This is a genomic window from Pseudarthrobacter defluvii (assembly GCF_030816725.1).
In the GTDB taxonomy this organism is placed as follows: domain Bacteria; phylum Actinomycetota; class Actinomycetes; order Actinomycetales; family Micrococcaceae; genus Arthrobacter; species Arthrobacter defluvii_A.
In genome coordinates, this window is record NZ_JAUSYG010000001.1 from 1,535,156 (window position 1) to 1,546,622 (window position 11,467).

Sequence of the window (11,467 nt, forward strand, 5' to 3'; positions counted from 1 at the left end):
CGATAGCTTAGGAATATGCGGTTACTCCATACCTCGGACTGGCATCTTGGCCGTTCGTTCCACGGCGTCGGCATGCTGGACGCCCAGCGTGCCTTTGTCGACCAGCTGGTGGCGGCGGTCCAGCGGGACGATGTCGACGTCGTCCTGATTGCCGGCGATGTCTACGACCGTGCGCTCCCGGGCGTGGACGTGGTCCACCTGCTTGACGACGCACTGGTCCGGCTGACCGCCGCGGGGGCAAAAGTTGTCCTCACCAGCGGCAACCACGACTCCGCCATCCGGCTCGGATTCGCCTCCCGGCTGCTGGAGCGCGGGGGAGTCCACCTGCGCACCAGGGTGGAGGACCTGGACCACCCCGCTTTTGTTGCCCCTGGGAACGGATGCCGCCGGCCATGACGCAGTGCTGGCGCTCTACGGCATCCCGTGGCTTGAACCCCGGCTTGTCGCTGAACAGCTGGGGGTGGAAACGGCAAGCCACTTCGAGGTCACCCGCGCAGCAACCGGCCTGATCAGGGAGGACATTGCCCGGCGCTCACAGTCTGCAACCGTCCACTCGGTGGTCCTGGCCCACACATTCGCCAGCGGGGGCATCAGTTCGGACAGCGAGCGGGACCTTAGCATCGGCGGGGTCGGTGCCGTGCCGCTGGATCTGTTCGACGGCTTCAGCTACACAGCGCTGGGCCACCTGCACGGCCGGCAACAATTGTCCGAGTCCGTCAGGTATTCGGGGTCGCCGCTGGCCTATTCCTTTTCGGAGTCCACACACCAAAAAGGGGCCTGGCTCGTTGACATCGGCCCGGCGGGAGTGACCTCCGTGTCGGAGGTCCGTTGGGAAGCCCTGCGTGGCCTGGCCGTATTGCGTGGCGGGCTGGAGGAGCTCCTGGCTGAACCCGGCCACACCTGGGCTGAAACCGCCTATTGCCAGATCACCCTGACGGATGCCCAGCGCCCCGCCCGCGCCATGGAACGGCTCCGCACCAGGTTCCCGGACACGCTGGTCCTGGCCTTCGATCCGCAGGGCGCGGCGGCCGCCGCACAGGCCAGCTATAGCAGCAGGCTTGCGGGCTCACCGGATGACCTGGCCGTCTGCTGCGGTTTCCTGGAACATGTGCGGGGACGGAGCGCCGACCACCCGGAAAAGGATGCGCTCTCCGCCGCCCTGGAAAACGTCAGGTTGACGGAGGCCTCACGGTGAGGATCCATCATCTGCGCATATCGGGGTTCGGTCCTTTCGCCGGCACTGAGGACATCGACTTTGACCGGCTCAGCGCCCACGGCCTTTTCCTGCTGAACGGACCCACAGGCGCGGGCAAGACCAGCGTGCTGGACGCCATCTGCTTTGCCCTCTACGGGTCTGTTCCCGGCGCGCGGCAGGACGGAAAGCGGCTGCGCAGCGACCACGCGGAACCCGGGCAGGAACCTGCCGTCACATGTGAGTTTTCCGCCCAGGGCCGCCGCTTCGAGGTCAGTCGCTCCCCGGCCTGGGAGAAGCCCAGTGCCAGGGGTAAAAACGGCTTTACGGTCCAACAGGCCAAAACCCTGCTCCGGGAACGGGTGGGCGGCGCCTGGGTGGAAAAGTCAGCGCGCAATGATGAAGCCGGCGCCGAAATCATGACCTTGCTGGGCATGGACCGCGAACAGTTCACCCGGGTGGTGATGCTGCCCCAGGGCGACTTCGCTGCCTTCCTCCGCTCCAAGGCCGCCGATCGCCTGGACCTGCTGCAGAAACTGTTCGGCACCCAGCGGTTTGAAGCCGTGGAACAGGAACTGTCCCGGCAGGCCGCCGCGGCGCGGGAGGATGTGGCGGTCCTGTCCGGGCAACTCGCACTCCTGGCTTCGCGGGCCGAAACGGAGGCCGCCCCGCTGCAGCTTCCAGAGGACGACGCCCCGCCCGCCGACGACGTTCCCCGCCGCCTTGAATGGCTGCAGGATTCCGCCGCGCGTCACCTTGCCGAACTGAGGGACCGCGCTGCTGCCGCCGACGTTTCCAGCCAGGACCGGCGCGCCGAGGTGGAACGGGAGGCCGCGCGGCATGAAAGGCACCGGAAACTCCAGGCCGCCATCGATCGGCAAGAGGCGGTGGAAAAAGGGGCTGCAAAGCAAGAGGAACTCTTGTCGCGGCTCAGCCGGCACCGCCAGGCGGAAGTCCTCCAGGGCCAGCTGCAGGCAATGGACTCCGCATCAGCCAAGGTGCGCAGCGCCGCAGCCGCCGCCGAATCTGCCATGACCCTGCTCCGGCTGGCCGCCGGTGATGAGGGGGAGCTGGCCGGGTTTGCTGTGGAAACCGCAACGGATGCTGCCGACGCGCCGTTGGAATCCCTGGCTTCCGCCGGAACCACCGAGGCCGCTGCGGATGGCGGTGCTGCCCGCGGCGGCCTGCCTGGCGCTGCCGCGGAACTGGGGCGCCTGCGCTCGCTGCTGGCGGTCGTCGAGGCACGGCTGCCGGATGAGGACATGCTCCGGGACCTCCGAAAGCGGCACAGTTCGATGTCCGAAAAGCAGGAGGAACTGCGGCGGGCCGTGGGGACACATGGAAACAGCGTGTCGCAGCTGCTTGCGGAACGCGAACAGCTGGTGGCCGGCATGGACCAGCTGGAATCCCGATCCATTGACGCGGCTCTGCGCCGCAAGGAAGCTGCCGCTGCCGCGGAACTGCTGGACGTGGTCCGGCAGCACGCCGCCGCTGTCCAGGCAAGGGACCATGTCAAGCTCCGCCACGAAGACTCGCGCGAAAGCCTGCTGGAGGCCAAGCGCCGCTGGCTTGACGTGCGGGAGGAACGCCTGGCCAACGCCGCCTCGGAGCTGGCCGCCAAGCTGGTGGACGGAGAGCCCTGCGCCGTGTGCGGCAGCGGGCACCATCCCACCCCCGCGGATGCAGGCAGCGGAGGCCCGGGCCTGGCCCAGGAGGAGGAAGAGGCCCACGCCGTCTACGAGGCTGCGGAGGCAGCCCACGCGTTGGTTGCCGCTGAACTTGCCAAGGGCGAGCAGACGGTGGCCGTCCTTGCCGGACAGGGAGGGAACATTTCGGAGGCGGAAGCGCGTGCCGCGGCCGACATTGCGCTTGCTGCCGCAACCGACGCCGAGCAGGCAGCGGCGGAGCTCCGGGACAGGCGGCAACGGCTCGAAGCGCTGGAGGCCGGCATCGGCCGGGCCCGGGCCGGCCTTGCCGACGCGGAGGCAGAGCTGTCCGTCGTCGCCGCCTCCCTTGCAGAGTTGGCCGAACAGGCTGCTTCATTGGACAGGAACCTGGCTGCCCTCCGGGGCGGCCACCGCAGCCTGGACCGCCGGTTGCGGGCCCTCGAGGAGGCCGTGGCGGTGCTGGCCAAAGCAGTGGAAGCGCAGGCACGCCTGGACGCTGCGGCGCTGCAGGCCGCCGAAGCGCAGGAACACCTGGAGCGGGCCCTGCCGGAAGCCGGCTTCACCACAGCCCAGGACGCCAGGGAGCAGCTCCTTGGAGCCACGGAAGCCGCCGCCCTGGACGTCGCGATCCGTGGGGCGCAGGACGAGGCCGCACGCGTGTCCGGATTGTTCGAGTCCGAGGACATTGTGGTCGCAGTCGCTGAAGCCGCGGAGGGCTTCCAGATGGACGAGGAACGGCTGGCAGGAATGCGGGCCGTTGCGGCGGCGGCACAGAACGAGGCGCGCGAGGCCGACCTGGCTGCCGGCCTGGCCGCCCGCTGCCTGGCCTCGCTGAAGGCCATTGCCGCTGAATACGAGGACTTGGCCGGTTCGTCACGGGAACCTGCGGAAAGGGCCCGGATGCTCGCGGGACTGGCGGATGCCGCGTCCGGCCGGGGCGAGAACACCTACCGGATGAGCCTCAACAGCTACGTCCTGGCGGCACGGCTGGAACAGGTAGCCCTCGCCGCATCCGAACGGCTGGTGGCCATGAGTGACGGACGGTACCTGCTCCAGCACACGGACGCCAAAGCGGCCCGGGGCGCCAAGTCAGGGCTGGGGCTCGAAGTGGTGGACCAGTGGACGGGCTACCGCAGGGACACCTCCACCTTGTCCGGGGGCGAGTCCTTCATGGCGTCGCTCTCGCTGGCACTGGGCCTTGCCGACGTCGTCCAGCAGGAGGCCGGAGGAGTTGAAATCGAAACCCTTTTCGTGGATGAGGGCTTCGGAAGCCTGGACGAACAGTCGCTGGAACAGGTGATGGATGCCCTTGAAGGGCTTCGCGACGGCGGCAGGGTAGTGGGACTGGTCAGCCACGTTGCCGAGATGAAACAGCGGATCGGCACCCAGCTGCAGGTCCTCAAGAGCCGGAACGGCTCCACGCTGAAGATCTCCGAAAGCCTGGACGCGCTCGTCTGACCGGCGCCGATATACTGTATTGCGTTACCGGGTTGCGCGCATCGGGAGGAGGGACGATGCGCACCTACTGAACGAGCCCGGAATTGACGCCCCAAACCACCCCTTCAAGAACCAGCGACGCCCCCGCCCCCCTCTCCGCCGTGAACCCGGTGGAAGAGGCAGCGCCAGGCCGTTTTTCGCGCCTCCCGCAGCTCGCAGGCCGGAGCTTCATTCCCCTGGGTCTCTTCGCCCGGCTGCCCCTGGCCATGCTGACCATGGGCACACTCACCCTGGTCACCTCGGTCAGCGGCTCGTTTGCCGCCGGCGGGACGGCCGCCGGCGCGGTGGGTATCGGCTCGGCGCTCGGTGCGCCGCTGCTGGGGTCCCTGGCGGACAGGAGGGGACAGCGGCCGGTCCTGCTGCTCTCCGCGGTACTCAATACCGTGGCCGTGCTCGCCCTGGTCCTCGCTGCGAACGCCACTGCGGAATCAGGGGACTTTCCGCTTGCTGTCCTGGCAGTTGCCCTCGCGGCAGGCGCCACCAGCCCACAGGTTGGACCCCTGGCCCGGGTCAGGTGGATGTCCCTGACAGCCAACGGGCAAGGTGCCGCTCCGCCCTCCGATCCCGCCCGCGACCTCGATACCGCCCTCTCCTACGAGAGCACCGCGGATGAGGTGACCTTCGTCCTCGGGCCGGCCCTGGTGGGAATCCTGGCCAGCCTCGTTGCGCCCTGGCTTCCGCTGGCACTGGCCGCAGCCATGACCATCACGCTTGTCCCGGCCTTCGCTGTCCATCCCACCCACCTGTCGGTGCCGGCCTCCCGCCCTTCCAAGGGCAGGAAGAGCCACGGAGCAGGCGGCCCGGCAAAGCTGCCGTGGACGGTGGCCCTGCCCGTCTTTGCCATGGTGTGCATGGGCACATTCTTCGGCTCCACGCAGGCTGCCCTCAGCGCTTTCTCTGCCGGGCTGGCGAGGACCGAAATCGCGGGCCTGCTGTATGCCGTGATGGGCCTCAGCTCTGCAGCCGCTGCGCTCTCGGTCGCCTACTGGCCCCGCCGCGCCGGTCTCCCGCTGCGCTGGGTGCTCTGCGCCGTCGTGATGGCAGGGCTGTCCGTGCTGCTGCTGGTTCCGGCTTCGATGCCGATGATGGCGGCGGTCCTGCTGGTCCTTGGGCTGCCGGTGGGCCCGGTCATGGTTACCGTCTTCGCCGTGGGCGGGAAGTTGGCTCCCGCAGGCAGGCTTGGCACGGTGATGACGGCACTCGCCAGTGGAATTGTTGCCGGAACGGCTGTCGGGTCCTCCGTTGGGGGACAGTTGGCGCAGCTGCACGGGCACGGGGCCGCGTTTCTTGTCCCGGTTTGCGCCGCGCTGGCGCTGGCCCTGCTTGGTGCGGGAGCCGCCGTCGTGCTTCGCCCAAAGGCCTGACCGCACACCTTCGGTGCTGGGCCTCTGCCTGCTGCTAGGTGAGCTGGCTCTCGATCCGCGCAGCGCTTCGGGCGATGGCGGCCCCCACCGCTTCCGGCTCGTGGGCGGAACGGATATAGACGACGGCGAGTGCGGCCGGACGCCCGCCAGGCACCCTGACCGGGGCCGCCAGTGAGGAGACTCCGGCGATGACCTCGTCGTGGCTGGCCGAGTAGCCCTTCCTCCGCGCTTCCTCCGCCTCGTGGCGGTAGGGGATCCCGGTGTCCAACCGGTCCCACTCCGCTTCGGTGAGGGCGGACTGGATGGCGATGCCGGGGGCACCGGCATTGATGGGGTGGCGCGTGCCGGGGCGCTGGGCCACCGTGGCACCGGAGTGCCTCGGTTCGACTGTGACGAGCGTGATGCAGTCGTGGTGGTCCCAGACCGCTACAAAGGCGGTCATATCCAGTGAGTTTGCCAGCTGCGTGAGCTCTGGAAGGGCGGCGCTTTGGAGGCTGCGGGATACGCCGCGGGCCAGGACTGCCAGGCCCGGGCCCGGCTGGACCCGTCCCGCGTCGTCGCGCACCAGGAGGGAGTGGTCTTCCAGGGTGCGCAGGATCCGGTAGGCCACCGAACGGTGGACGCCCATCGCCTCGGCCAGCTCGGCGATGGTCAGCGGGCCGGGGGCGGCTGCAAGGATCTCGAGGGCACGGATGCCACGCGACAGGGTCTGGGAGGGCGAAGCCGGCGGCGCCGCTCCCGCCCGTGCTGCGGCCGCTGGGGGAGTCATGATGTCCATCCTAAGTTGCGGTCAGGCCTTGCCGTGACCCTTGTCTCATGTCAGCGTAAACGGTACTGTCCTGTATACGAACTTACCGTTCAAATATAGAACTTCTCCTTTCGCGGTCGATCATCGCAAAAATCTCCCCACAGTTCGTGTTCCGGATCACAGTTTCGTAGTACCCTACTAACTAACTGACCGTTCTGTCGGTAATTCTGAAGGCGTCCGGGTGGCATTGCTGCCCAATAAACAATGGAGTTTCAATGACCACACCTTCCAAGGTGGATACCCTCGCTGGTCCCAGCAGCCGGCGGGAGGAACGCAAGGTCCTCGCCGGCACCCTGGTCGGCACCACTATCGAGTGGTACGACTTCTTTATCTTTGCCCAGCTGACCGCAACGCTGCTGTCACCGCTGTTCCTCGCACCGCTGAATGCCTCCAACCCGGGGCTGGCGCAGATCCTCTCCTTCGCCCTCATCGGCATCAGCTTCCTGTTCCGCCCGCTCGGCGCCGTGGTCGCCGGCCACCTCGGCGACCGCCTGGGCCGGAAGGCCATGCTGGTCTTCACGCTGGTGATGATGGGCGCGGCAACCGCCCTCATCGGCATGCTGCCCACCTACGCGCAGATCGGTGCCTGGGCCCCCGTGCTGCTGATCCTGCTGCGGGTCATCCAGGGCTTCTCCGCCGGCGGCGAATGGGGCGGCGCAGCCCTCATGGCCGTCGAGCACGCGCCAGTCAACCGCCGCGGCCTGTTCGGCGCCTACCCGCAGATCGGCGTTCCGGTGGGCATGATCCTGGCCACCGGCCTGCTGTTCTTCCTCAACACCAGCATGTCCAAGGAAGACTTCGCAGCCTGGGGCTGGCGCGTCCCGTTCCTGCTCTCCATCGTCCTGATCGTGGTGGGCTACCTGATCCGCCGCGCCGTGGCCGAGAGCCCGGTCTTCCAGGAAATGGCCCAGCGGAAGAAGGAGAGCAAGGCACCGCTCGGCGAACTGATCCGGAACCACAAGCTGCCGGTCCTGTACTCCACCCTGATCTTCATCGGCAACAACGCAGCAGGTTACCTGCTGATCGCGTTCTTCATCTCCTACGCCACCAAGACCCTGAAGATGCCCACCCCGCAGATCCTCCTGGCCACCACGCTGGCGTCCTTCGGCTGGCTGATCTTCACCCTGGTGGGCGGCTGGCTGTCCGACCGCATTGGCCGCGTCAAGACCTTCCTGATCGGCTACGCCATCGTTTTCGCCTGGATGATCCCCATGTTTGCCCTGATCGACACCAAGGACATCATGCTCTACGGTGTCGCCCTGTTCGTCCTGACCATTGGCCTGGGCCTGTCCTACGGACCCATGTCCGCCATGTACGCGGAGATGTTCCCCGCAAACGTCCGCTACTCCGGCATTTCCATCGGGTACGCGTTCGGGGCCATCCTGGGCGGGGCCTTCGCGGCCACCATCGCCGAATCGCTCCTCCAGTCCACCAAATGGACGGGCTCGATCGGCATCTACATCATGATCCTCTGTGTCATCTCCGCCGTCGGCGTGGTACTGGCCAAGGAAACCAAGGGCCGGCCGCTGGGAGTCAGCAGCCACCACTGATCCCACCGAGCAGGCCCGGACCGCGTGGTCCGGGCCTGCAGTTTGTCCGGGAGGGTCAACCTTCCAGCAGACTGACCGCGTCGTCGTCGCTCAACTGCCCGAAGTGCCGGTAGTAGCTCCCCACGGCCCGGAACTTGCCGGGCAGCTGCAGGCAGAGCACCGCATCACATACCCGCTCCAGCGATGCCTGGGCGTCGACCGAGCCCACGGGGGCTGCGGCCACCACCGCTGACGCGCCACTGTCCCGCATGGCCTCCACGGCGGCGCGCATCGTTGCGCCAGTGGCCAGGCCGTCATCCACCAGGACAACAGTCTTGCCCGTCACGTCCACGTTGGCTCCCGGGTAGAGTTCCGCCCGGCGGAGCAGCTCGGCCCGCTCGCGTTCTTCCACAATGGCCAGTGATTCCCGGCGCACACCATGTTCAAGCACCCGCTCCAGCAGCGGCTTGTTGATCAGCCGGACAGTCCGGCCGCGGGCAAGGGCCAGTGCACCGTACGCCGTTTCTTCGTGCCCGGGTATCCCCAGCTTCCGCACCAGGACGGTGCCCAGCGGCAGCTGCAGTGCCGTAGCTGCAGCCGCCGCGACAGGAATGCCACCGCGGGCCAGGCCCAGGACCACTGTGTCCGGGCGTTCCCGAAACCGGGCGAGGGCAGCGGCGAGTCGCTGGCCGGCCTCCGTCCGGTCGTCGAAACGCGTCCCCATATGTCCCTCCCGGCGCTCTGTCCCTCGCAGCTGCGGCCCGCCGTCGGCGCACCGTCCCAGGGGCCGCTGCCGGTTTGCGGCGGCAGCCCCGGACGTGCCTAAACGGCCAGGAACGAAATGGCGGCCTGCTTGAAGGCCCTGCTGGTGATGGCGTTGGTGTGGTTCCTGCCCGGGAGGATCAACTGTTCAGCCGTGGAACCGGCGCCGCGGGCGAGGTCGGCCAGCTTGGGCAGGGTCGCGGCCCGTTCGTCCTTGTCCCCGGCCACCAGGAGCATCGGGACATGGGGTACTGCCTCGGCAGGATCGTACGGCTCGGCCTTGATGGCCTCCACCAGGGAAAGGAGCGCGAAGATGTTGTTGCTGGGCAGCAGCAGCGCCATCTTGAGCAGCTGGGCGGTGGATTCGTCGTGGATCGGGCTGCCATCGGCGAGGTAGTCCTGGGCGGCGGTAAGGTCGAAGGCCGCCAGGGGATCCGAGTCATTGGGACCGCCGAGCACCACCCGGTGCACCAGTTCGGGCTGCGTAGCAGCGAATTCCCAGGCGAGCCGGGAGCCTAGGGAGTAGCCCACCACGTCCAGCCCGCTGGAAGGATCGCCGTCCTGCAAAGGGCGCGCACCGGCGTCGAACGCTGCCTGCAGCAGGTCCGCCCTGATCCGGCTGGGGGAGTAGGAGTCGCGGTCCTCGGGGGCGCCGCTGCGGCCGTGGCCCGGCAGGTCCACCGTGACTACCCGTCGTCCGGCCTCGAGCAGGGCCGAGACCCACCCCGTGTCCTCCCAGTTGAGCTTGGATGAGGAGGAAAATCCGTGCAACAGCAGGACCGGCCGGAGGCCGGCATCGGAGGCGGGTTCATGGACCGCCACGAACAGCTGCGGGTCGGTGCCTTCAACGGTGTGCGACTGTTGCTGGCCGCTGTGCCTGCCGGTCATGGTGTCAGTTCCCCAATCAGGTACGGCGCCTGGGCGGGCCCGGCGCATCGGTGCGTCTTCGTGGAAAGGTAGGCACCACTCTACCCGTTGGCAGGGCGCTTCCTGCCGGTCGCGCGGGCTGCGACGGCGCACGCCAGTGCGATCCCGCCGATCAGTGCAAAGGTGCTGAAAAGCTGGACGCGGCTGGCCTCCGCGCTGAAGCCGACGGCGAAGATGAGTCCCAGCAGGACCAGGCCCAGGACAGTCAGCCCGGGAAAGCCCTTCATCCGCAGGGGCAGCGCGATTCCGTCCCGGTCGGCCCGCCGCCGGAGGACCAGCTGGGACACCAGGGCGCTGCCCCAGACCACCAGGCACGTCGATCCCACCAGCTGGAACAGCGCGGGCAGGATCCGTCCGGGAAACAACAGCTCCAGGACCGTGGCCGCGAAGCCGAAGGCAACGGATACCGCGACCGCGAGCAGCGGCGCACCGGCACGGTTGAGGCGCGTCAGGAACCGTGGCGCTTCGCCCCGCTGGGCCAGCGAGTACACCATGCGGGAGGCCCCGTAAAGGTTCGCGTTCAGGGCCGAGAGGAGGGCGACGACGGCCACCAGGGTGATCGCGGTGGACGTCCCGGGGATACGGGCGGCTTCCAGGACTCCGGCGAAGGGGGAGGCAAGGCTCGCGGAGGTGGCGGGGAGGACGGCAGCGATAACGAAGACGGAGCCGATGTAGAACACCAGGATCCGCCACACCACGGTGCGGATCGCCTTGCCGACGCTGCGCTCCGGGTCCTCGGTTTCGGCTGCCGCCACCGAGACAATCTCCGTCCCGCCGAACGCGAAGATCACTACGAACAGGGCAGCAGCAACGCCACGCAGGCCATGGGGCGCGAAGTTGCCCGTGAGGTTTCCCGCTCCGGGGGAGGCGACGCCGGGCAGCAGGCCCAGGAGCAAGGCTGCACCGACTGCGAGGAACAGGACAATGACGGCCACCTTGAGGATGGCGAACCAAAACTCGAACTCACCGAAGTTCCGTACCCCTGCCAGGTTGATGCCGGTGAACACCACCATGAACAGCAGCGCCAGCGCCCAGACCGGGATCACCGGCCAGACGGAGAACAGCAGTCCGGCCGCGCCGAGTGCCTCGGCTGCAATCACCACCACCAGCTGCAGCCACCACAGCCATCCGATAGTGGCGCCTGCCGTGCGTCCCAGTGCCCGCTGTGCGTAGACGGAGAACGCCCCGCTGGTGGGGTTTGCCGCGGCCATCTCGCCCAGTGCCCACATGACCAGGATGATCAGTGTTCCGGCCACGAGGTAGGAGATGAGGACTGCCGGCCCTGCCGCCTGGACTCCCGCGCCCGAACCCAGGAACAGGCCGGCCCCGATGGCACTGCCCAGCCCCATCATGGTGAGTTGTCGCGGCTTCATGCTGTGGCCGGCCGCGGCCTTTGGTGAGGTAGTCGATGGGGTGTTGGCAGACTTCATCGTCATGGGGCAGGTGCACCTTCTGGGGCTGGTTGGGTCCGGGTGCAGGGCGCCCGGGGGTCCTTTTGGGACCTATTGAATTTACCGCTTCCGGGGTGCGGCCCGGAAACGGGGCGTTGGAGCAGGCATTCCCGGATGAGCGCCATGCAGCAGGAGGTTGAACCCGGCGGGCCCGAGGCCGGGACGCCGGCCTGACGCCGCAACCCCGGTGTGGTGCTGCGCGGGAAGACCGGCGGGAAACATTTCTTTTCCTGGGCGGACAGCCGTAGAATTAGTTTTGGTCAATGTGAC

The 11,467-nt window shown here is 67.9% G+C and carries 7 protein-coding genes and 1 pseudogene; 4 read left to right on the forward strand and 4 right to left on the reverse strand.

Features of this window, described 5'->3' with window-relative positions:
• Positions 1-15: 15 nt before the first annotated feature.
• The 3 genes and pseudogenes from QF031_RS07175 (at position 16) to QF031_RS07185 (ending at position 5,720) form a co-directional block, all read left to right on the forward strand.
• Positions 16-1,195: pseudogene (locus QF031_RS07175) on the forward strand (exonuclease SbcCD subunit D).
• Positions 1,192-4,317, forward strand: a complete 3,126-nt coding sequence (locus QF031_RS07180; protein ID WP_307425970.1) for an AAA family ATPase — start codon at positions 1,192-1,194, stop codon at positions 4,315-4,317. Before QF031_RS07175 ends, QF031_RS07180 begins: the two are co-directional and overlap by 4 nt.
• An 83-nt stretch (positions 4,318-4,400) precedes the next feature.
• Complete coding sequence (locus tag QF031_RS07185) at positions 4,401-5,720, forward strand: MFS transporter (RefSeq protein WP_370874497.1); 1,320 nt, start codon at positions 4,401-4,403, stop codon at positions 5,718-5,720.
• A gap of 34 nt (positions 5,721-5,754) precedes the next feature.
• Here QF031_RS07185 and QF031_RS07190 read toward each other — a convergent pair whose 3' ends face one another.
• Positions 5,755-6,489 (reverse strand): IclR family transcriptional regulator, encoded by a 735-nt coding sequence (locus QF031_RS07190; protein WP_307425973.1) that lies wholly within the window; start codon positions 6,487-6,489, stop codon positions 5,755-5,757.
• Between the two features lie 254 nt (positions 6,490-6,743).
• Here QF031_RS07190 and QF031_RS07195 point away from each other — a divergent pair, with 254 nt between their 5' ends.
• Positions 6,744-8,078: an MFS transporter gene (locus QF031_RS07195; RefSeq protein WP_307425975.1), complete on the forward strand. Its 1,335-nt coding sequence runs from the start codon at positions 6,744-6,746 to the stop codon at positions 8,076-8,078.
• Positions 8,079-8,133: 55 nt separating this feature from the next.
• On the opposite strand, the gene QF031_RS07200 is transcribed toward QF031_RS07195, so the two are convergent.
• The 3 genes from QF031_RS07200 to QF031_RS07210 all read right to left on the reverse strand — a co-directional run bounded on the left by QF031_RS07200 (position 8,134) and on the right by QF031_RS07210 (position 11,182).
• Positions 8,134-8,781 (reverse strand): phosphoribosyltransferase, encoded by a 648-nt coding sequence (locus QF031_RS07200; RefSeq protein WP_307425978.1) that lies wholly within the window; start codon positions 8,779-8,781, stop codon positions 8,134-8,136.
• Between the two features lie 98 nt (positions 8,782-8,879).
• Positions 8,880-9,707 carry an alpha/beta fold hydrolase gene (locus tag QF031_RS07205; protein ID WP_307425982.1) on the reverse strand — a complete coding sequence of 276 codons (828 nt, stop codon included), beginning with the start codon at positions 9,705-9,707 and terminating at the stop codon, positions 8,880-8,882.
• Positions 9,708-9,787: 80 nt separating this feature from the next.
• Positions 9,788-11,182 carry an amino acid permease gene (locus tag QF031_RS07210; protein ID WP_307425986.1) on the reverse strand — a complete coding sequence of 465 codons (1,395 nt, stop codon included), beginning with the start codon at positions 11,180-11,182 and terminating at the stop codon, positions 9,788-9,790.
• Between the last annotated feature and the right edge of the window lie 285 nt (positions 11,183-11,467).